Raw genomic sequence first — 19,687 nt, 5'->3', positions numbered from 1 at the left:
GCGGGCCGCGCCGGAGTCTTGGGTTCCGGTGCGGCCCTCGGGCGGTACGTCAGTGTCGGATCAGTCGCGCTGGGCGTCCGCCGGGAGTGTGCGCAGCTTCATCGTCTTCGCCGTTGACGAGCCGAAGCCGTAGTCGAGCAGCTTGGCGGCGTCCTTGTAGCGGTCCGTGCCGTTCAGGACGACACCGACGAGAGTCTTGCTGCCGCGCGTGGCGGCGAAGACCAGGCAGGGTCCCGCCGCCGTGCCGGTGCCGGTCTTGATGCCGATGGCGCCCTTGTAGGAGCCGAGCAGCTTGTTGGTGTTGTACCAGGTGTAGGTGCGCTTGCCGCCCGTGCTGGTCGGCGCCGTGCTCTTGTACGAGGTGGCCTTGACGACCGCGCGGAAGTTCGCGTTCTTCATGGCGTACTGGGCGATCTTCGCGAGGTCGCGCGGAGTGGTGTAGTTCTTCGCGTTCTGCGAGATGCCGTCGAAGGAATCGAACTTGGTGTTCTTGAGCTTGAGCGAGGTGGCCTTCGCGTTCATCTTCGCGATGAACGACTTGGTGCGCGCGGCGGTGGTCGAGCCGGTGCCGAAGGTGTCGGCGAGCGCGTACGCGGCGTCGCAGCCGGAGGGCAGCATCGTCCCGTACAGCAGCTGGCGGACGGTGACCTTGTCGCCGGTACGCAGATCCGCCGTGCTGGCGCCCTGCTTGGTGACGTAGTCGCGGTAGGCCTGCTTGACGGTCACCTTGCGGTTGAGGTCGACGCCCTTGGTGCTGAGCACCACCGCGGCCGTCATGATCTTCGTCGTACTCGCCATCTGACGCCGGGTGTCGGCGGCCTTGCCGTAGACCGTGGCGCCGGTCGCGTTGTTGAGCACGAACCCGCCCTTGCCGCCGATGGACGGCGCGGTGGCGGCCTGCGCGGGCGCGACCAGGGAGGAGACGGACAGCAGCGCGCCGGCGGTGAGGGTGACCGTGACCGCGGCGGCTCTGCGTACGCCCGGGAGACTGGACATCAAAGGAAACGCTCCGAATCCGCGAATGCGTTGAAATGCGCCAAAACGGGACCACCTTGGGAAAGGTGCCCCGTCTTGAGACTCACGAGCACCCCGGATGGATGCATGTGGTTGTGGTGTTTTTGACGGGTGACAGGGGAGAGGGGCTTGTTCCGCACGCGATGCGGGGGCGGCAGCGGCCTCAGGCGCAGGAAGCGACCTCATGCGTAGGAAGCGAGCAGCCCGTCCAGTGTCCAGATGGTCGCGGTCACCCCGGAGGTCCGCGCCAGATAGCGGTCGCGTTCGACCAGGATGTTCAGATCGCCGCAGCCGAGCCTGTTGCAGGCGTGCTCGATCAGAGTGGTGCCGGTGCTCCCGCCGTCCACCAGCGCGCGCAGATGCGCAGCGTTCCACTCGACCTCGTTGAGAGCCCAGGGGGCCGTTCCCTCGATCACCGTGACCAGCACTCCGGCGAGACGTTCCGCGCACAGCCGGCGGAAGTGGCCGTCCGCGAGCTGGGCGATGTGGTTTCCCGTTTCGATGATCGCGGTGACCGGCAGCAGCAGATCGGCTTCCCGTAGCTCCCGCTTGCGCTTCAGCTCCGCGATCACCTTCTCGCGGTCCTGGGATTTGCCCGGGACCTCCAGCAGGTTGCACAGGATCGATGTGTCGACGAACTCCACGCCACGAGCCAATGCTTCACCCGATTCCGAGCAGACGGTCGAACTCCGAGTAGTCCCGCTTTCCCGGACGCGTCTCCAACAGCCGCCCGCCCGCGACCACATCGCCCAGTGGTCCGGCGCTCATCGCCCTCGCGTAGCCGTCCAGTTCGGTGAGACGCGTCAGTCTGCTGGCGCCGGTCTCACGGTCGCGCGAGCAGACGATCACGCCCTGGTGGTCGTCGCCGCTCAGCGCGGAGAGCAGGGCCGGGCTGTGTGTGGTGACCAGGACTTGGGTGTTGTTCTCGGTCGCCGCCTCGCGGACTAGCCGGAGGACCTGTGACGCCTGTGACGGATGCAGCCCGTTCTCCAGCTCCTCGATGACCAGCATCAGCGAGTCCTCCGGAAAACGCATGCTCGTGCGCCCCAGATCCAGCCCCTTGTCCCCGGTGAGCAGCGATGTGGCGATGGCGAGGAAGCGGAGCATTCCGTCGCTCATCTCGCGGGCGGGTGTGAGTCCCAGCCGGCCTTCGTCAAGGGCGAGCATCACATCGCCCAGTTCCGACTTGGTGACGGCGAGCCGGTCGATGTCGTGGTCGGCCAGGCCGCGCAGCAACTCGACAAGATGGCGGAAGAGTTGTGGGTCGTTCCGCTGGATGCCGCCGATGGCGGCCGAGAGGTTCTCCGCCGTACGCCGTAGGTGGACGTCGCGTGCGGGCACGTACTGCCGCATCAGATGTGGTACCGGATCGAGGTGGAACGAGCTGCTGAGAGCGGTGAGTACGGCGTCCGCCGCGAACAGTGTGTCGGTCTCGCCGTCGGTGTCCCCCGGGATCCGGAGAGGCGTCTGTGAGATGAGCAGTCGGGTGTTGCGGAAGAGTGCCCGTGGATTGCGGCCCGGTCTGCCGTTGTACCAGGAGGCATTGATCTCACCGAGGCCGGGACTGGGCTCACCGCTGACCAGAAGCGGTCTGTGGCCTCTGTTGTCCGTAGGGCCGGACAGGCGTTCCTCAATGATCTGTACTTCAGGTTCCACCTGAATCGTCACATCGAGTTCCACGGGACCGTATTCAGTGCTGACCGTGCAACCGAGCGAGAACCGGTCCGAGCCGTGCGGTACGCATCCGGTCAGCCCGCCCCGTACCGGACCCGAGGCGCTGCGGCGGCTCTCGACGGCCTCGCTGATGTCGTCTCCGCGCGCCAGCCGGGAGAGGACTTCCAGGCCGTCCAGGGCATTGGACTTGCCGCTGCTGTTGCGCCCGATCAGTACCGTCAGCGGGGCCAAGGGCAGCACCGCGTCGCGAAAGCTCTTGAACGCGGTGAGACGTACCTCTTCGATGGCATGGCCGGTCACGCTCCACAACGTAGCGCAGGCCAGTGGATCGGTCGCTGTTCCGATTGGCTTCCCGTCCGTATCCCGGACGGGCCTGCCGGTGCATCTGTCTTGTATCTAAGCTGTGCGCATGCCTTCCGTCGCTGCCGCTCCGGCCCAAGTTCCCGTGCCGACTCCTGTGAAGCGACCGCCCGCCGCAGACCGTGTCTACAGCCATATCAAGGAAGCCGTACTCGACCGCCGTTACGAAGGCGGCACTCTGCTGACGGAAGGAGAGCTGGCCGAGGCCGTCGGGGTGTCCCGGACGCCGGTGCGCGAGGCTCTTCTGAAGCTGGAGGTCGAAGGGCTGATCAAGCTCTATCCCAAGAAGGGCGCCCTCGTGCTCGCCGTCTCCGCGCAGGAGATCGCCGATGTCGTCGAGACGCGGCTGCTGGTCGAGGAGTTCGCCGTACGGAAGGCCGTGCCGGCCTCCGCGCGGCTGATCGAGCGGCTGGAGGAACTGCTGGACGAGCAGCGGCAGCGCGCCGTGGACGGAGATCTCGCCGCCGTCGCCGCCACCGACCGCTGCTTCCACGCCGAGATCGTGCGGCACGCGGGGAACCAGATCCTCTCCCGGCTTTACGACCAGCTCAGGGACCGGCAGTTGCGGATGGGTGTCGCCGTCATGGAGGCGCATCCCGACCGTATCGCCAAGAACATCACCGAACACGCGGAACTGCTCGACGCCATCAGGACCGGTGACGCCGACGGTGCCGCCGCCTGTCTGCGCCGTCACATCAGCCGTGTCAAGGTGCTGGTCAGGGGTGAGGCGCGGTGAGTGCTTCCTCCGGTCCGTCCGCGGGCTCCTCCGGCTCGTCCGAGGGCCCCGCCTCCGGTTCAGGCTCCTCCGACGGTTCAGGTTCCTTCGGTTCGGGCTCCTCCGCCGGTTCCTCCTCCGGGTCCGGCTCCTCCGCCGTCACCCTCCCGGGCGATCCGCCCGGCGGCCGTCGCGCCGCCTGGGTCTGGGGCATCGGCGTCGCCGTCTACTTCGTCGCCGTCATCTTCCGCACCAGCCTGGGTGTGGCCGGTCTCGACGCCGCCGACCGCTTCGACGTCAACGCCTCCGCGCTCTCGACGTTCTCCATACTCCAGCTCCTCGTGTACGCGGGAATGCAGATACCCGTCGGCCTGATGGTCGACCGGCTCGGCACCAAGAAGGTGCTGACCATCGGCGTGGTGCTGTTCACCGTCGGACAGCTCGGCTTCGCGCTCGCGCCCTCGTACGGTACGGCCCTCGGCGCCCGCGCCCTGCTCGGCTGCGGTGACGCGATGACGTTCATCAGCGTGCTGCGGCTCGGCACCCGCTGGTTCCCGGCCCGGCGCGGGCCGATGATCGGACAGGTCGCCGCGCTCTTCGGGATGGCGGGCAATCTCGTCTCCACCATCTTCATCTCCCGCGCCCTGCACGGTCTCGGCTGGACCACCACCTTCGCGGGCAGCGCTCTCGCGGGCGCTGTCGTACTCGTCCTGCTTCTGCTCTTCCTCAAGGACCATCCGGAAGGCCATGAGCCGCCTCCGGCCGAGCACGCGGGCGCCGCCTACGTACGGAAGCAGATCGCCGAGTCCTGGCGCGAGCCCGGCACCCGGCTCGGGCTGTGGGTGCACTTCACCACGCAGTTCCCGGCGATGATGTTCCTGCTGCTGTGGGGCATGCCGTTCCTGGTCGAGGCGCAGGGCCTGTCGCAAGCCGTCGCGGGCGAACTGCTCACGCTCGTCGTCCTGTCCAACATGGCCGTCGGGCTGGTGTACGGGCAGGTCATCGCCCGCCACCACCGGGCCAGGGCGCCGCTGGCCCTGGGCACGGTCGGGGCGACGGCGCTGATCTGGGCCACGACGATCGCGTACCCGGGCGACCACGCGCCGACCGCCCTGCTGATCACGCTCTGCGCGGTTCTCGGTGCCTGCGGGCCCGCGTCGATGATCGGCTTCGACTTCGCCCGGCCCGCGAACCCGCCGGAGCGTCAGGGCACGGCCTCCGGAATCGTCAACATGGGCGGTTTCGTTGCCTCGATGACGACGCTCTTCGCGGTCGGCGTCCTGCTGGACGCGACCGACGGGAACTACCGGATCGCGTTCTCGTCCGTCTTCGTGCTCGAAACGCTCGGGATCGTACAGATCCTGCGGCTGCGGGCGCGGACGGCCCGGCGGGAGCGGGAACGACTGGTGGCGAGCCGGGTGGAGGCCGTGCACGTACCGGCGTGAGGGCGGGTGCGTACGGCGGGTACGTACGGCAGGCACGTACATACGGCGTGCGGGCCGGTACGTACGGAGGGTGCGGCCGGCCGGCATGCGCGGAGCGCGCGACCCGCCTTACGGCGCTCGGTGTCCGGCGACGGTACGGGTACGCCGCTACGGCGGCGCCGCGACGCGTCCGACGCCCCATGGCGTCCGACACGCCCAGCAGCCCACCGCGGCCCGAGGCGTCAGCGCCTCATTGCCTCGACACCTCGACGTCAACGCCCGAGAGGCTCCACCGCCTCTGCGGCTCACCGCCTCAGCGCGTCACCGCGAACTCGCGCAGGATCGCCGTCGCCAGTTCGTCATCGCCGTCGATCTTGATCCGGTCCGCGACCGCCGCGGCCCGCACCCGGCCGCATGCCAGCCGGAAGTACGTGTCCCAGTCCATCGCCAGCGTCACCAGCGGGCCGAGCGAGGGCGAGCCGTCGATCGAACCGCGGCCGTCCGCGTTCACCCGGACCGTACGCAGGAACTCCACCGGACCGCTCACATCGATGACGATCGCCGAGTTCGGCGGCGCGCCCGCGTCCTTCGCGACCACCTTCGGCAGCGCGGCCAGCAGCGCGTCACGGGCGATCAGGGCGCCGGGCGAGTCGAGATTGCCGGGCTTGCTGAGCGTCGTGCGCAGATCCTGCTCATGCACCCAGACGTCGAACGCCCGCCCGCGCCAGGCCGTTTCGAGAGTCTGCTCCTTGCCGAGAGGCGCCCGGACCATGGTGTCGGGCGAGCGGGTCTCGTTACGGATCTGCCGGTTGCGGCGGATGATCGTGTACTCCAGCTCGGCGGTCATCTCCGGCGCGGTGTGGTGCCGCCGCACATCGACCTGCATCTCCATGTAGCGGGCGAACTCACTCTGTACGTGGTAGAGATCGCGCGGTAGCGAGTGGATGGGTCGTGGGTCCCCGAGCAACTCGCTCTCCATGCCGATGACATGCGACACGATGTCTCGTACGGACCAGCCGGGACACGGCGTGCGCCAACTCCACTCGCCCTCGACGAGCGGCTGCACCAGCTCGGCTATGGCCTCGATGGAGTGGGTCCAGGCATCGGCGTAGTTTTGAAGGCTGGGATGGACGGTCACGGGACCCCTCGGCGGTTCTGCGGTACGCGGGCTGGCTTGCTGGGCTGGCTGCGGGCTGCGTGGGAGGTTTGGCAGCTAAGTTACGCTGCCTGATGGCACCCCGGCAGTGCTTTCGTGTGACGATCGTAGGCCCGTGTTGACGGCTCGAATGCCAGGACGGTGGTACTGTGCGCGCCTCGCTCATCCAGATCGCAGTAGATCCGTACGAATCGGTCGACGCGCGCAGACAGCGCGCCGCGGCTCTGGTACGGCGGCAGCGAGGCCTCGCCGAGCTGGTGGTTCTGCCCGAATTGTGGCCGGTCGGCGCCTTCGCGTACGAATCCTTCGCGCAGGAGGCGGAGGCGGTGGACGGGCCCACCTTCGAGGCGATGTCGAAGGCGGCGAGCGACGCCGGCGTCTGGCTGCACGCGGGCTCCTTCGTGGAGCGGGACGCCGAGGGCGCGCTGTACAACACCTCGCTGGTGCTGTCCCCCGCCGGTGAGCTGGTCCGTACGTACCGCAAGATCCACCGCTTCGGCTTCGACAAGGGCGAGGCGACGCTGATGAGCGCGGGCGAGGAGCTGGTGACGGTTCCGCTCACGCTCGCTGGCGGTGGCGGCGGGCGTGACGCACAGGAGACCACGCTCGGCCTGGCCACCTGCTACGACCTGCGCTTTCCGGAGCTTTTCCGGGGCCTGGTCGACGCGGGCGCACACCTGCTGGTCGTCCCGGCCGGCTGGCCGGCGCGGCGGCGCGCGCACTGGACGCTGCTGGCGCAGGCGCGCGCGGTGGAGAACCAGTCGTACGTCCTGGCCTGCGCCACCGCCGGAACCCACGCGGGCGTGGAGCAGTCGGGCCACAGCATCGTCGTGGATCCCTGGGGCGAGGTACTGGCGGAGGCGGGCCCGGACGAGGAGATCCTGACGGCCGACCTCGACCTGACCCGTGTCACCACAACCCGCGACCAGTTCCCGGCCCTGAAGGACCGCCGCCTGGGCCTGACCCCACCACCCCACCTCCGCGCCTGACGCACCCGGCGGTCTTGGACTCGGCGGTCTTGGACTTTGACGGCCTTCCCTCGGTTTCCTTCGGTTTCCCTCGGTCGGACGGTTCAACACAGCGGTTCACACGGCGACGATTCTGACCTGTTCGCCGCACAGCTTGGTCATGTCATCGACGTCGGACGTCAGTATGACCACGGGACGATGCTGCCTCAGCGCGGTCACGGCCACGGCCGCGTCGATGGCGTACTTGTGGCCGTGCAGCCCGCCCTCCATCAGCAGCTCCGTGGCGGCTTTCGCCTCGTCCTCTCCCACGGCGACGACTCGAAGACCGGACAGGACCCGGCCCAGCCGGGCCTTGTCCGTGCGGGCGTGCACCGCCTCGATGACGGTGAGCGCGCAGATCACGGTCTCCATGCCCCGCTTCCGCGCTTCGGCGACCAGCGCGACGGTCGACTCGTCGTCGCTCAGCAGCTTGGACAGACCTTCGCTGTCCAGGACGAGTGTCCCCTCGTGGCTCAACTTGCGGCGGGCCACTGCTCCTCCTCGGCGAACACCTCGTCGAAGACCTGACGGGCCCGCTCCTGCGCCGCCTCGGAGACCGGCCCCTTGCGGCGCTCGTAGTCGGCCAGATACTCGTCCAGGATCTGCCCGCGCAGCTCACGCTCCACGGCGGTGGTGATGAACGCGGAGAACTCCCGTTTGCCGACCCGCGCACGGATCGCCTCGGCGGTTCCCTCGGGCAGGGAAAGGCTGACGCGGGTCGCCGGTCCCTCGCCGATGCTGTAGGCCTTCTCAGTCATGGCCGGATTTTATCAAACGAGTAGGAAATGCCGTCGGGCCGGGCGCGATGGCCCTTCGGTCGGGCGCGGTGGCCGCTTCGTAAGGCCGTGATACGGCGTTCATGGCCGGATGGCACCCTTGTTCCATGAACGATGCCGTCCCCGCGCCCGTCTCCGTGCCCGCTTCCGCCTCGGCGCCCGCTCCCGCTCCTGCGTCCTCGTCGCGCCGTGTTCGTGTCCGTGCTCCCGAGCTGGTCGGGAAAGGCGGCTGGCTGAATACGGGCGATACCTCGTACACCCTTGCCGACCTGCGGGGACGCATCGTCATTCTGGATTTCTGGACCTTCTGCTGTATCAACTGTCTGCATGTGCTGGACGAGCTGCGGGAGCTGGAGGAGAAGCACCGGGACACCGTGGTGATCATCGGTGTGCACTCGCCGAAGTTTGTGCACGAGGCCGAGCATCAGGCCGTGGTCGACGCCGTCGAGCGGTATCAGGTGCATCATCCGGTGCTGGACGATCCTGAGCTGGCGACCTGGAAGCAGTACGCCGTACGGGCCTGGCCCACGCTGGTGGTCATCGATCCGGAAGGGTATGTCGTCGCCCAGCACGCGGGTGAAGGGCATGCGCATGCCATTGAGCGGCTGGTCGAGGAGCTGGAGGCCGAGCACGCCGCGAAAGGGACGCTGCGGCGCGGCGACGGGCCGTACGTTCCGCCGGAGCCGGTCGCGACCGATCTGCGGTTTCCCGGGAAGGCGCTGGTGCTGCCCGGCGGGAACCTTCTCGTCTCCGACTCCACCCGCCATCAGCTGGTCGAGCTGGCGCCGGACGGCGAAACGGTCGTACGGCGGATCGGCAGCGGCGTGCGCGGCTTCGGGCCGGACTCGTTCAGCGAACCGCAGGGACTCGCCCTGCTGCCCGACGGCAAGGTGATCGTCGCCGACACCGTGAACCACGCGCTGCGCACCTACGATCCGGCCGACGGCGCGATCGAGACCGTCGCCGGGACCGGCAGGCAGTGGTGGCAGGGCTCACCGACCGCCGGGCCCGCCCTGGAGGTGGATCTCTCCTCGCCGTGGGACGTCGCCTGGTGGGCCGGACGGGTGTGGATCGCGATGGCCGGCGTCCATCAGCTCTGGACGTACGACCCGGCAACCGGGACCGTCGAGGTCGCGGCCGGTACCACCAATGAAGGGCTGGTGGACGGGCCGGCCGCCGAGGCGTGGTTCGCCCAGCCCTCGGGGCTCGCGGCGACCGAGGACCGGCTGTGGATCGCCGACTCGGAGACGAGCGCCCTGCGCTATGTCGAGCGGGACGGCGGTGGTGATGGTACGGGCGGCGGCGGTGACAGTACGGGCGGTGACAGTGATGGCGGCGGTGCCGGTTCCGGTGACGGGTTTGTCGTTCGTACGGCCGTCGGCACCGGGCTCTTCGACTTCGGCCACCGCGACGGCGCCGCCGGACAGGCCCTGCTCCAGCACCCGCTGGGCGTCACCGCGCTGCCCGACGGCTCCGTCGCCGTCTCGGACACGTACAACCACGCCCTGCGCCGTTACGACCCGTCCACCGGCGAGGTGACCACCCTGGCGACGGATCTGCGCGAGCCCAGCGACGCGGTGCTCGTCGGCGAGGACATCGTCGTGGTCGAGTCCGCCCGGCACCGGCTGACCCGGCTGCGGCTGCCCGACGAGGCGGTGCGCGTCGAGGCCGTCGCCCATCGCACCCAGCGGGCCGCCACCGATGTCGCGCCGGGCGCGCTCCGGCTGGAGGTGGTCTTCACGGCGCCGAGCGGTCAGAAGCTCGACACCCGCTACGGTCCCTCGACGCGGCTGCTGGTCTCCGCGACGCCGCCCGAACTGCTGGCGGAGGGCGGCGGTACGGGTACGGAGCTCAGCCGTGAGCTGGTACTGGCCGATGTCGCCGACGGCGCTGACGGTGTCAGGGTCACGGAGGGCGTGCTGCATGTCTCCGCGATGGCGGCCTCCTGCGACGACGATCCTGCCAACGAGTACCCGGCCTGCCATGTCCATCAGCAGGACTGGGGTGTTCCCGTCCGTGTCACGGAGTCGGGAACGTCCCGTCTGGGTCTCGTACTCGCCGGGCTCGACGCGTAGGCGGGTACGCGGTACGCGGGTATCCGTCGGTCGGCTCCGCCGTCTCCGTCAGCCCTCCAGGAACGCCACCAGCGCGTTCGCCAGCAGATACGGGTCGTCCGCGCCGCACAGCTCGCGCGCGCTGTGCATGGACAGGATCGCCACGCCGATGTCGACGGTCTGGATTCCATGCCGGGCCGCGGTGATCGGGCCGATCGTCGTACCGCAGGGCATCGAGTTGTTGGAGACGAACGTCTGCCAGGGCACGCCCGCCTTCTCGCAGGCCGTGGCGAACACGCCTCGGCCGCTGCCGTCCGTCGCGTACCGCATATTGACGTTGACCTTGAGGATCGGGCCGCCGTTCGCGCGCGGCTGGTGCGTCGGGTCGTGGCGCTCGGCGTAGTTGGGGTGTACGGCGTGGCCGGTGTCCGACGACAGACAGATCGTGCCGGCGAAGGCCCGCGCCCTGTCCTCGTACGTACCGCCACGGGCGAGCACCGAGCGCTCCAGCACCGTGCCGAGCAGCGGGCCGTCGGCGCCGGTGTCCGACTGTGAACCGTTCTCCTCGTGGTCGAAGGCGGCGAGGACGGGGATGTACGGGAGCGACGGAGTCCCGGAGCCGTCGGCACCGGCACCGTCCCCGGCCGCTGCTGAGCCGCCGGACGCGCCCGAGCCGGTGGCGACGGCCGCCAGCGCCGCCGTGCCCGCGTGCACCGACAGCAGATTGTCCATCCGGGGCCCGGCCATCAGATCGCGGTCGCGCCCGAGATAGGCGGGCGGCTCTATGGCGTGCAGCATCAGGTCCCAGCCGGTGATGTCCTCGGCGTCGATCCCGGACTCGTCGGCCACGAAGCGGATCAGCTCGCCCTCCTCCGGCTCGCCGAGGCCCCAGATCGGCTGCATGTGCCGCTGCCGGTCCAGCTTGAGACCGTCGGTGTTGACCGAGCGGTCGAGGTGCGGCGCGAGCTGCGGTACGCGCAGCAGCGCGCGGTCGAGACTGACCAGCCGGTGCGAGCCGTCCCGCAGGGTGAGCCGGCCCGCGAGTCCCAGATCCCGGTCCAGCCAGGTGTTGAGCAGCGTCCCGCCGTAGATCTCGACGGCGATCTGCCGCCAGCCGTACGAACCGGTGTCCGGCAGCGGCTTCACGCGCAGATTGGGCGAGTCCGTATGGGCGCCGATGATCCGGAAGGGAGTGTGCGGCGCGGTGCCTTCCGGCACGAACCAGGCGACGATCGCGCCGCCCCGGAGCACGAACCGCCCGCCCGCCGACCCGTCCCAGGCGTCCGTCTCCAGCACCTGCCGGAAGCCGGCCTTCTCCAGGCGCTCCGCGGCGTTGGCCACCGCGTGGTACGGCGACGGGCTGGCCGCGAGGAAGGACATCAGGTCGTCGGTGTGGCCGCGGTCGAAGCGGGCGGAAGTGCTCATGGGGTTCACCATAACGACGGCCCAGGACACCGGACCCGTCACCGGCTGCAACGGCGTCCGCGGGGGCGGGACAAGCTCCGCACATGGGGAGAACAGGCACGGACGAAAGACCGACGGAGGTCGAAGGACGGTCGAGAGGCGGTCGAAAGAGCGCGCCACCCCGCGCCGCCATGCGCCCCCACACGCCCCCAAGCGCCGGCCCTGACAAACGCGCGCCGCCCCCGCGCTGGCTCCCATGGCGTGGACGCCGGTACCGCCCGGTCGGCACGGAAATGGGGCACCTCCTTACGGAGGAGGTGCCCCATACGCATGCCGCCGACGGCCCACCCGCACCCGTCTAGAACGCCGCCTCGTCCAGGTCCATCAGGGAGTCGTCCACCGACTCGGCCAGCGCGCGCTGCGTCGAGACGTCCGGCAGGACGTTCGCCGCGAAGAACTTCGCCGCCGCTATCTTGCCCTGGTAGAACGCCACATCCTTCGTCGCGGCCGTCTCCAGCTTCTCCGCCGCGACCGCCGCGCCGCGCAGCAGCAGATAGCCGACGACCACATCGCCCGAAGCCATCAGCAGCCGCGTCGTGTTGAGCCCGACCTTGTAGATGTTCTTGACGTCCTCGCCGGTGGCGGTGAGGTCCGTCAGCATCCGGCCGACGATCGCCTCCAGATCGGCCGCGGCCTTCGCGAGCGCGTCGCGGGCCGGCGCCAGCTCCGTACCGCCGGTGCCGACGGCGAGGAACTGCTTGATCTCCTCGGCCAGCGAGTTCAGCGCCTGGCCCTGGTCCCGGACGATCTTCCGGAAGAAGAAGTCCTGGCCCTGGATCGCCGTCGTGCCCTCGTACAGCGTGTCGATCTTGGCGTCCCGGATGTACTGCTCGACCGGGTACTCCTGGAGATATCCCGAGCCGCCGAAGATCTGGAGGGCCTGCGCGAGCTGTTCGTACGAGCGCTCCGAGCCGTATCCCTTCACGATCGGCAGCAGCAGATCGTTGAGCCCGTGCAGCGCCTTCGCGTTCTCGCCCTCGGCCTCCTTGACGGCGATCTCGTCCTGGACGGAGGCGGTGTACATGACGAGGGCGCGCATGCCCTCGGCGTACGCCTTCTGCGTCATCAGCGAGCGCCGTACATCGGGGTGGTGCGTGATGGTGACCTTGGGCGCGGCCTTGTCCATGAACTGGGCCAGATCCGGGCCCTGGACGCGCTCCTTCGCGTACTCCAGCGCGTTCAGATAGCCGGTCGAGAGCGTGGCGATGGCCTTCGTGCCGACCATCATCCGGGCGAACTCGATGATGCGGAACATCTGGCGGATGCCCTCGTGCTTGTCACCGATCAGCCAGCCCTTGGCCGGATGCCGGTCGCCGAAGGTCAGCTCGCAGGTGTTGGAGACCTTGAGGCCCATCTTGTGCTCGACGTTCGTGGCGTAGACGCCGTTGCGCTCGCCCAGCTCGCCGGTCTCCTGGTCGAACTCGTACTTCGGTACGAGGAAGAGCGACAGGCCCTTGGTGCCCGGGCCCGCGCCCTCGGGACGGGCGAGGACGTAATGGAGGATGTTCTCCGACATGTCGTGCTCACCGGAGGTGATGAAGCGCTTCACGCCCTCGATGTGCCAGCTTCCGTCCTCCTGCGGGACGGCCTTCGTACGGCCCGCGCCCACGTCCGAGCCCGCGTCCGGCTCGGTGAGGACCATGGTGGAGCCCCACTGCCTCTCCACGGCGATCGCGGCGACCTTCTTCTGCGCCTCGTTGCCCTCCTCGAAGAGGATGCCGGCGAAGGCCGGGCCCGACGCGTACATCCACACGGCCGGGTTGGCGCCGAGGAGCAGCTCCGCGTAGGCCCAGATCAGGGAGCGCGGCGAGGTGGTGCCGCCGATCTCCTCGGGCAGGCCGAGGCGCCAGTACTCGGAGTCCATATAGGCCTGGTAGCTCTTGCGGAAGGCCGCGGGCACCGGAGCCGTGTTGGTCTCCGGATCGAAGACCGGAGGCGTGCGGTCGCCCTGCGCGAACGACTCCGCGAGATCGTTCTCCGCGAGGCGTACGACCTCTTCGAGGATGCTCCTGGCGGTCTCCACGTCCATGTCCGCGAACGGTCCCGTGCCGTACAGCTTGTCGCGCCCGAGCACCTCGAAGAGGTTGAACTCGATGTCGCGGAGATTCGACTTGTAGTGCCCCATGGCGACGACTCCGTAGGTTCCGTAGGTGAGGAAAAGACCAGTAGGCGCGGGTACCGGTAAGTAGCTCCGATGATGCTACCCATCGGTAATAAGATGCAACCCCGATCCGGTTTCTGTGACGAGGTCGACGGGGCTTCCCGGGACGGTATTCCTCAGTACTCTTGCGGTCATGTACGGCTACGACCAGACTCCGGGCGCTCAGCAGCAGTACGTGCACCCGCCGCAGCAGCCGCCACCGCAGCAGCATCAGCAGATGGGCGGTGCCGGCGCGGGCATCGGCGGATACGGCGAACAGCCGCTGTATCCGGAACCGTCGCCTCCGTCGCTCGGTGACGCGGTGCGCGCGTTCACCACCGGGTCGCTGTCGGCCGAGGACTTCCAGCAGATCTTCGCGACGTCGAAGGTGTACTGCCCGCGCGGCGACAATCCCGGGTTTCTGGCGCTGCACAACACGCAGCAGCCGGTGATCCCGATGTTCAGCACGCTCAAGGAGCTGCGGCGGTACGCGGGCAAGGAGTCGAAGTACTTCGTGATCACGGGCGCGGAGGTGATCGATCTGCTGCCGACGGGGTACGGGTTCGTGCTCGACATGGAGGGCGACCACCGGATGGTGTTCGACGCGAAGGCGGTCGAGCAGATGGTGGACTTCGCGATGCGCCGTATGTACGGCTGATCGCGCGCGGCGGCTGATCGCTGCTTTATCTGGTTTATCCGGTGCCTCTGAGGCCCGTACCGATCCGGTACGGGCCTCAGTCGTGTGCGCGGCGGGCCGGTCCGGCGGTGGCCGGGACCGGGCGGGAATGAAGTGGGCCTTGCTAGATGTTCACCGTTCAACTAAATTGAGGCAGGACAAACCGAGGAGGCCCTCATGCCCGCTGTGACCGTCGAAAACCCGCTGACCCTGCCCCGGGTGGCGGCTCCGGCCGACGCCGTGGCCCGTCCCGTACTCACCGTCACGACCGCGCCCAGCGGATTCGAGGGCGAGGGCTTCCCGGTGCGGCGCGCGTTCGCGGGGATCAACTACCAGCACCTCGACCCGTTCATCATGATGGACCAGATGGGTGAGGTGGATTACGCGCCGGGCGAGCCCAAGGGCACGCCGTGGCACCCGCACCGCGGCTTCGAGACCGTCACGTATCTCATCGACGGAACCTTCATTCACCAGGACAGCAACGGTGGCGGCGGGACCATCCAGAACGGTGACACCCAGTGGATGACGGCGGGCTCGGGGCTGCTGCACATCGAGGCTCCGCCGGAGTCGCTGGTGATGTCCGGCGGGCTCTTCCACGGGCTCCAGCTGTGGGTGAACCTGCCGGCGTCCGACAAGATGATGGACCCCAGGTACCAGGACATCCGCGGCGGTCAGGTCCAGCTCCTGACCTCGCCCGACGGCGGCGCGCTGCTCCGGGTGATCGCGGGTGAGCTGGACGGACACCAGGGGCCCGGCATCACGCACACGCCGATCACGATGATCCACGCGACGCTGCGGCCGGGCGCGGAGGTGACGCTGCCGTGGCGGGAGGAGTTCAACGGTCTCGCGTATGTGCTGGCGGGCCGCGGCTCTGCGGGCACCGGCCGGCGGCCGTTCCACATGGGCCAGACGGCGGTCTTCGGCGCGGGCGGCTCACTGACGGTACGGGCCGACGAGTCCCAGGACTCGAACACGCCCGACCTGGAGGTCGTACTGCTCGGCGGCCGTCCGATCCGCGAGCCGATGGCGCACTACGGCCCGTTCGTGATGAACAGCCACGCGGAGCTCCAGCAGGCCTTCGAGGACTTCCAGGCCGGCCGCCTGGGCACGGTCCCGGCGGCGAACGCGTAACACCCGGCGCAGGGCCGCCGGCCGACGGGTTCGGGGTGGAGCGTCTCGTCGACGCCCGCCGCGCGGGCCAGGTCCCAGGTATGGACGAGCAGGTCCAGGCTGCCGACGAGGTCGGCGGCCTGCTCGACCGGTACCGGGCCCAGCGGTCCGCCGGGCAGTCTGTATACCGGAGACGCGAACGCGTGAGCAGCTGGAGAGGACTGATCATGCACAACTGGAAGGACACCAAGGCCGAAGCCGCCGCCGTCCATGAGGCGAACGGCACCCGGATCAGCGATGAGCGGAAGGCCACGATCCGTGCGGAGATGGAGAGCCGGATCCGTGCCTACCGTCTCGCCGAGATCCGTGAGGAGCAGGCGCTGACGCAGACCGATGTCGCCAAGGCGATGGGCACGACCCAGTCCAACGTGTCCCGTTTCGAGCGAGGCGAGCTGGGACGCTCGGAGCTGGCGACGATCGCCGCGTACGTCGAAGCCCTGGGCGGCACGCTCCAACTGGTCGCCGACTTCGGTGACCGCCAACTGCGCGTCGGCTGACACCCGGCAGCTCGCTGCGGTCCGCGCGGGCGGGCGGTGTGTGGGCCGGGTGGCGTAGGTGCGGGGGACAAGGGGGGTGGGGCGTGGTCGGGTGGAGGGGTGGAGATGTTTTCGCCGTCCGTCCTCCCGGAGAGCGCCCGACGCCTCGCCGCCTGGTGTGCGGTGGCGCTGGTGGTGTCCGGGGTCGGGGCCGTGGGGATCTGGCTGACCATCACCTTCAAGACCGCCGTCACGCCCGTACTGCTCGCCATCCTCGGCACCGCGCTGCTCGGCCCGTTCTACCGGCGGCTGCTCGCGATGCGGCTCAACCGGTCGCTCGCCGCCGGGCTGACCTGTGTCGCCGTCGTGGCCGTGGTCGGCGGAGCCGGATATATCGTCGTCAGCGCGCTGGTGGACAGCGGCGACCAGATCGTCTCCTCGCTCAAGCAGGCCGGGAAGGATCTCAGCAGGCACTTCGGCGCGGCAGGCACCTCGCTGGACGATGTGGCGGGCCACGCCAAGTCCCTGCTCGGGAAGTTCGGCGCCACCGCCGCCTCCGGCGTGCTCACCGGTATCAGCGTCGTCGGTGAGCTGATCGCCACCGCCGTGCTCGCGCTGCTGCTGATGTTCTTCTTCCTGCGGGACTCCCACAAGGTGGCCGACTCCCTGCGGTCGTTCGCCCCGAGCGAGACCGGCGAGGCCGTCGAGGCCATGGCGCGCCGCGCGTTCGAGGCCGTCGAGGGCTTTATGCGCGGCACCACCGTCATCGCCCTCATCGACGCGGTCTGTATCACCATCGGCCTGCTGTTTCTCGGTGTGCCCGGCGCCGTCGGGCTGGGCGCGCTGGTCTTCGTCGGCGCGTACATCCCGTATCTCGGCGCCTTTCTCTCCGGCACCGTCGCCGTGCTGGTCGCCCTCGCGGACCGCGGCTGGGTGACCGGGCTCTGGGCGCTCGGCGTGGTCCTCGCCGTACAGGTGCTGGAGGGCCATGTGCTCCAGCCGATGATTCAGAGCCGTACGGTGCAGATGCATCCGGCCGTGGTGATACTGGCCATCACGGCGGGCGCCAGCGTCGCCGGGATTCTGGGCATACTGCTCGCCGTACCGCTGACGGCCGCGGTGTTCGGCGTGTTCTCCGAGCTGCGGACCCGTTACGGCCCCGCCTCATAGGGGCGTTTCGGACACCTCCGATACGGCTGCCGCCCCGTCCGGGCTCTCGTTCCCGCACTCGTACAGCTCGAACCAGATCGACTTGCCCTCGCCGCGCGGATCCACGCCCCACGCGTCCGCCAGCATCTCCATCAGCACCAGCCCCCGCCCGCTGGACGCCAGCTCGCCCGGCCGCCTGCGGTGCGGCAGTTCGTCGCTGGTGTCCGCGACCTCGACCCGCAGCCGGCGGTTGCCCTGCTCGCCGATCGCCTCGGCGAGCAGCAGCGCGTCGTTGTCCGTGTGGACCAGCACATTGGTGAGCATCTCGGAGACCATCAGCTCCGCGGAGTCGATCTGTTCGCCGGACGCCCAGTCGTGCAGCAGATCGCGCACCTGCCGACGCGCGCCCGCGACCCGCTCCGGCTCGGCCTGCGCGACGGTCAGCGCGGTCCGCCGTGTCGTCCTGTGCACGCCACGGGCCGGCGCCCGGTCACGGGAGAGCAGCAGCAGCGCGATGTCGTCCTCGCGGCGGTCCGCGAGCGGCCCGGTCGTGTAGTGCGAGGTGGGCCCGTGTACGGCCTGGACCAGCGCGTCGGCGAGCTTCTCCAGCGATTCGCCGCCGTCCTCCTCCAGGACGGGCCGCAGCCGCGCCCAGCCGGTCGCGAGATCGTGTCCGCCGGTCTCGATCAGCCCGTCCGTGCAGAGCATCAGCGTCTCGCCGGGCTCCAGATCGAGCCTGGTCGTCGGATAGTCGGAGTCCGCCTCGATCCCGAGCGGCAGCCCGCCCGCCGTCTGCCGTACGACCGCCGTCCCGTCGGACGTACGGATCACCGGATCGGGATGGCCGGCGCGGGCGATGTCGAGCGTGCCGGACTCCGGATCGACCTCCAGATAGAGACAGGTCGCGAAGCGCGGGCTGCTGAGCGAGTACTCGTCCTCGCTGAGCTCCGCGGGCGCACCTGCGGCGCTGCGGCCCGGTCCCGGATAGTGCTGGAGCCCGGCGAGGAAGCGGGAGGCACGGGAGAGTACGGCGTCGGGCCGGTGGCTCTCGGAGGCGTACGCGCGCAGGGCCACCCGGAGCTGGCCCATCAGCCCGGCCGCCCGTACGTCATGGCCCTGGACGTCCCCGATGACCAGCGCGAACCGGCCGCCGCCGCCCCGGCCCCGTCCGCCGGAGGACCGTCCGCCGGAGCCCCGCCCGCCACGGACGCCGGAACCCCGGCCTGCGCCGCCGTCGGACTGCGCCGTTCCGCCCGGCAGCGGGATCATGTCGTACCAGTCGCCGCCGATCTGGAGCCCGCCACCGGTCGGCACATACCGCGCCGCCACCGTCATCCCCGGGATCTCAGGACCGAGCGTCGGCATCATCGTGCGCTGGAGGCCCAGCGACAGCTCACGCTCGGTCTCGGCGAGAGAGGCACGGGCCAGCGCCTGCGCCAGCATCCGCGCCACCGTCGTCAGCACGGACCGCTCGTCGGGCGAGAACGCGACCCGGTGCTTGAACCCGGCCATCCAGCAGCCCAGCGTGCGCCCGGACGCGACCAGCGGCAGATAGGCCCACGAGCGCCGCTCGAAGCGCCGCACATACTGCCAGGCGGCCGGATAGCGGCTCCTGTACGCCTCCGGTGACGACAGATAGATGGCCCGCCCGTTCCGTACGACCTCGGCCGCCGGATAGTCCGTGTTCACCCGCATGTCCTCGAAGGGAGCCGCGTCCCCGGGATCGTGCCCGTGGTGGCCGATGATCGTCAGCCGCTCGCCGGAGACACCGAAGACCGCGAGACCGTCCGGCGAGAAGCCCGGCATGGACAGGGACGCGGCGACGCGCAGCACCTCGGCGGTCGAACGGGCCTCGGCCAGCGCGCGGCCCGCGTCGAGCAGGAAGGCCTCGCGGGAGCGGCGCCAGTCGCCGGTGACCGAGCTGCCCTCGACGGCGGTTCCCGGCCGTACCTCCGCGACCTCCTGGATCGTGCCGTACAGCTCGACGTACGGCGGGCCCTCGGGCTCGCGCCTGACGACCGTCCTGGCCCGGGACCGTACGGTACGGAGCACCCTGCCGTTCTCGTCCATGATCCGCAGCCGGGCCTCGGCGAGCGTGTGCTCGGCGATCGCGAGATGGACGATGCTGTTGATCTCGATCCAGTCGACCGGATGGAACCGGGCGCGTGCCGCGGCCAGCGTGAGCACCACGGGCTCGGCGGGCAGCCCGAGCAGCCGGGCCGCCTCCGCGTCGAAGGTGACCGTTCCGGAGGCGTTGTCCCAGCGCCACAGACCGGTCGCGATCGCGGACAGGACATCCTCGGTGCGCATTGTCCCACTTTATGAATATCTGAGGAGTGGACGCCACCGAGGAGCGCGGAGTGGCCGGGCGGGCGGCCGGGGGGCCGGGCGGCCGGGCGGTAACCTCTCTTGTGGCAGTACCGCATAACGAG

17 protein-coding genes are annotated in these 19,687 nt (G+C 69.6%); 8 read left to right on the top strand and 9 right to left on the bottom strand.

The features are described from left to right. Window positions 1-60: 60 nt before the first annotated feature. The 3 genes from ACFV6H_RS22275 to ACFV6H_RS22265 form a co-directional block, all read right to left on the bottom strand. Window positions 61-996, bottom strand: coding sequence for a D-alanyl-D-alanine carboxypeptidase family protein (locus ACFV6H_RS22275; RefSeq protein WP_384979280.1), 936 nt, complete (start codon window positions 994-996; stop codon window positions 61-63). A gap of 200 nt (window positions 997-1,196) precedes the next feature. Beyond that, a complete protein-coding gene (locus ACFV6H_RS22270; protein ID WP_385544786.1) occupies window positions 1,197-1,658 on the bottom strand; it encodes a hypothetical protein in 462 nt (153 codons plus the stop codon). A 16-nt stretch (window positions 1,659-1,674) separates the two neighbouring features. Further along, window positions 1,675-2,988 (bottom strand): AAA family ATPase, encoded by a 1,314-nt coding sequence (locus tag ACFV6H_RS22265; protein ID WP_385544783.1) that lies wholly within the window; start codon window positions 2,986-2,988, stop codon window positions 1,675-1,677. Between the two features lie 109 nt (window positions 2,989-3,097). Here ACFV6H_RS22265 and ACFV6H_RS22260 point away from each other — a divergent pair, with 109 nt between their 5' ends. Continuing rightward, window positions 3,098-3,784, top strand: a complete 687-nt coding sequence (locus ACFV6H_RS22260) for a GntR family transcriptional regulator (protein WP_385544780.1) — start codon at window positions 3,098-3,100, stop codon at window positions 3,782-3,784. Further along, window positions 3,781-5,208, top strand: coding sequence for a nitrate/nitrite transporter (locus tag ACFV6H_RS22255; protein WP_385544777.1), 1,428 nt, complete (start codon window positions 3,781-3,783; stop codon window positions 5,206-5,208). The genes ACFV6H_RS22260 and ACFV6H_RS22255 overlap by 4 nt, the downstream gene beginning before the upstream one ends. Window positions 5,209-5,500: 292 nt before the next feature. On the opposite strand, the gene ACFV6H_RS22250 is transcribed toward ACFV6H_RS22255, so the two are convergent. Then, window positions 5,501-6,325: a maleylpyruvate isomerase family mycothiol-dependent enzyme gene (locus ACFV6H_RS22250; protein ID WP_093604061.1), complete on the bottom strand. Its 825-nt coding sequence runs from the start codon at window positions 6,323-6,325 to the stop codon at window positions 5,501-5,503. A gap of 167 nt (window positions 6,326-6,492) precedes the next feature. Between ACFV6H_RS22250 and ACFV6H_RS22245 the strand changes: the two genes are divergently transcribed. Then, window positions 6,493-7,332: a carbon-nitrogen family hydrolase gene (locus ACFV6H_RS22245; RefSeq protein ID WP_385544773.1), complete on the top strand. Its 840-nt coding sequence runs from the start codon at window positions 6,493-6,495 to the stop codon at window positions 7,330-7,332. A 96-nt stretch (window positions 7,333-7,428) separates the two neighbouring features. On the opposite strand, the gene ACFV6H_RS22240 is transcribed toward ACFV6H_RS22245, so the two are convergent. Together ACFV6H_RS22240 and ACFV6H_RS22235 are read right to left on the bottom strand one after the other, a co-directional pair. Then, window positions 7,429-7,842 (bottom strand): DNA-binding protein, encoded by a 414-nt coding sequence (locus ACFV6H_RS22240; RefSeq protein ID WP_385544770.1) that lies wholly within the window; start codon window positions 7,840-7,842, stop codon window positions 7,429-7,431. Further along, window positions 7,824-8,108 carry a hypothetical protein gene (locus ACFV6H_RS22235; RefSeq protein WP_384979257.1) on the bottom strand — a complete coding sequence of 95 codons (285 nt, stop codon included), beginning with the start codon at window positions 8,106-8,108 and terminating at the stop codon, window positions 7,824-7,826. Before ACFV6H_RS22235 ends, ACFV6H_RS22240 begins: the two co-directional genes overlap by 19 nt. Window positions 8,109-8,233: 125 nt before the next feature. Here ACFV6H_RS22235 and ACFV6H_RS22230 point away from each other — a divergent pair, with 125 nt between their 5' ends. Beyond that, on the top strand, window positions 8,234-10,201 hold the full coding sequence (locus ACFV6H_RS22230; protein WP_385544767.1) for an NHL domain-containing thioredoxin family protein: 1,968 nt from the start codon (window positions 8,234-8,236) through the stop codon (window positions 10,199-10,201). A gap of 48 nt (window positions 10,202-10,249) precedes the next feature. Here ACFV6H_RS22230 and ACFV6H_RS22225 read toward each other — a convergent pair whose 3' ends face one another. Both ACFV6H_RS22225 and ACFV6H_RS22220 read right to left on the bottom strand, forming a co-directional pair. Next, window positions 10,250-11,605: a M18 family aminopeptidase gene (locus ACFV6H_RS22225; protein ID WP_385544764.1), complete on the bottom strand. Its 1,356-nt coding sequence runs from the start codon at window positions 11,603-11,605 to the stop codon at window positions 10,250-10,252. 337 nt (window positions 11,606-11,942) lie between these two features. After that, window positions 11,943-13,769, bottom strand: coding sequence for an acyl-CoA dehydrogenase (locus ACFV6H_RS22220; protein ID WP_385544761.1), 1,827 nt, complete (start codon window positions 13,767-13,769; stop codon window positions 11,943-11,945). A gap of 169 nt (window positions 13,770-13,938) precedes the next feature. On the opposite strand from ACFV6H_RS22220, the gene ACFV6H_RS22215 reads away from it, so the two are divergent. From ACFV6H_RS22215 to ACFV6H_RS22200, 4 genes are all read left to right on the top strand, one after another. Next, entirely contained in the window at window positions 13,939-14,442 is a 504-nt protein-coding gene (locus ACFV6H_RS22215) for an SseB family protein (RefSeq protein ID WP_363079034.1), read from the top strand. A gap of 195 nt (window positions 14,443-14,637) precedes the next feature. Beyond that, on the top strand, window positions 14,638-15,591 hold the full coding sequence (locus tag ACFV6H_RS22210) for a pirin family protein (protein ID WP_384979246.1): 954 nt from the start codon (window positions 14,638-14,640) through the stop codon (window positions 15,589-15,591). A 35-nt stretch (window positions 15,592-15,626) separates the two neighbouring features. After that, window positions 15,627-16,127 (top strand): helix-turn-helix domain-containing protein, encoded by a 501-nt coding sequence (locus ACFV6H_RS22205; protein ID WP_385544757.1) that lies wholly within the window; start codon window positions 15,627-15,629, stop codon window positions 16,125-16,127. 105 nt (window positions 16,128-16,232) lie between these two features. After that, window positions 16,233-17,276 (top strand): AI-2E family transporter, encoded by a 1,044-nt coding sequence (locus ACFV6H_RS22200; RefSeq protein ID WP_384784348.1) that lies wholly within the window; start codon window positions 16,233-16,235, stop codon window positions 17,274-17,276. Here the strand turns inward: ACFV6H_RS22200 and ACFV6H_RS22195 are convergent. After that, window positions 17,271-19,565, bottom strand: coding sequence for a SpoIIE family protein phosphatase (locus ACFV6H_RS22195; RefSeq protein WP_385544753.1), 2,295 nt, complete (start codon window positions 19,563-19,565; stop codon window positions 17,271-17,273). The genes ACFV6H_RS22200 and ACFV6H_RS22195 overlap by 6 nt on opposite strands. Between the last annotated feature and the right edge of the window lie 122 nt (window positions 19,566-19,687).

It is taken from the genome of Streptomyces sp. NPDC059743 (assembly GCF_042732975.1).
Taxonomy (GTDB): Bacteria; Actinomycetota; Actinomycetes; order Streptomycetales; family Streptomycetaceae; genus Streptomyces.
The sequence above is the reverse complement of the archived record's forward strand: the minus strand, read 5'-3'. Positions and strand labels throughout refer to the sequence as shown.

Coding starts and splice junctions, on each gene's coding strand:
- ACFV6H_RS22275 (WP_384979280.1), bottom strand. CDS start 996: ATGTCCAGTCTCCCGGGCGTACGCAGAGCCGCCGCGGTCACGGTCACC.
- ACFV6H_RS22260 (WP_385544780.1), top strand. CDS start 3,098: ATGCCTTCCGTCGCTGCCGCTCCGGCCCAAGTTCCCGTGCCGACTCCT.
- ACFV6H_RS22235 (WP_384979257.1), bottom strand. CDS start 8,108: ATGACTGAGAAGGCCTACAGCATCGGCGAGGGACCGGCGACCCGCGTC.
- ACFV6H_RS22230 (WP_385544767.1), top strand. CDS start 8,234: ATGAACGATGCCGTCCCCGCGCCCGTCTCCGTGCCCGCTTCCGCCTCG.
- ACFV6H_RS22225 (WP_385544764.1), bottom strand. CDS start 11,605: ATGAGCACTTCCGCCCGCTTCGACCGCGGCCACACCGACGACCTGATG.
- ACFV6H_RS22220 (WP_385544761.1), bottom strand. CDS start 13,769: ATGGGGCACTACAAGTCGAATCTCCGCGACATCGAGTTCAACCTCTTC.
- ACFV6H_RS22215 (WP_363079034.1), top strand. CDS start 13,939: ATGTACGGCTACGACCAGACTCCGGGCGCTCAGCAGCAGTACGTGCAC.
- ACFV6H_RS22210 (WP_384979246.1), top strand. CDS start 14,638: ATGCCCGCTGTGACCGTCGAAAACCCGCTGACCCTGCCCCGGGTGGCG.
- ACFV6H_RS22200 (WP_384784348.1), top strand. CDS start 16,233: ATGTTTTCGCCGTCCGTCCTCCCGGAGAGCGCCCGACGCCTCGCCGCC.
- ACFV6H_RS22195 (WP_385544753.1), bottom strand. CDS start 19,565: ATGCGCACCGAGGATGTCCTGTCCGCGATCGCGACCGGTCTGTGGCGC.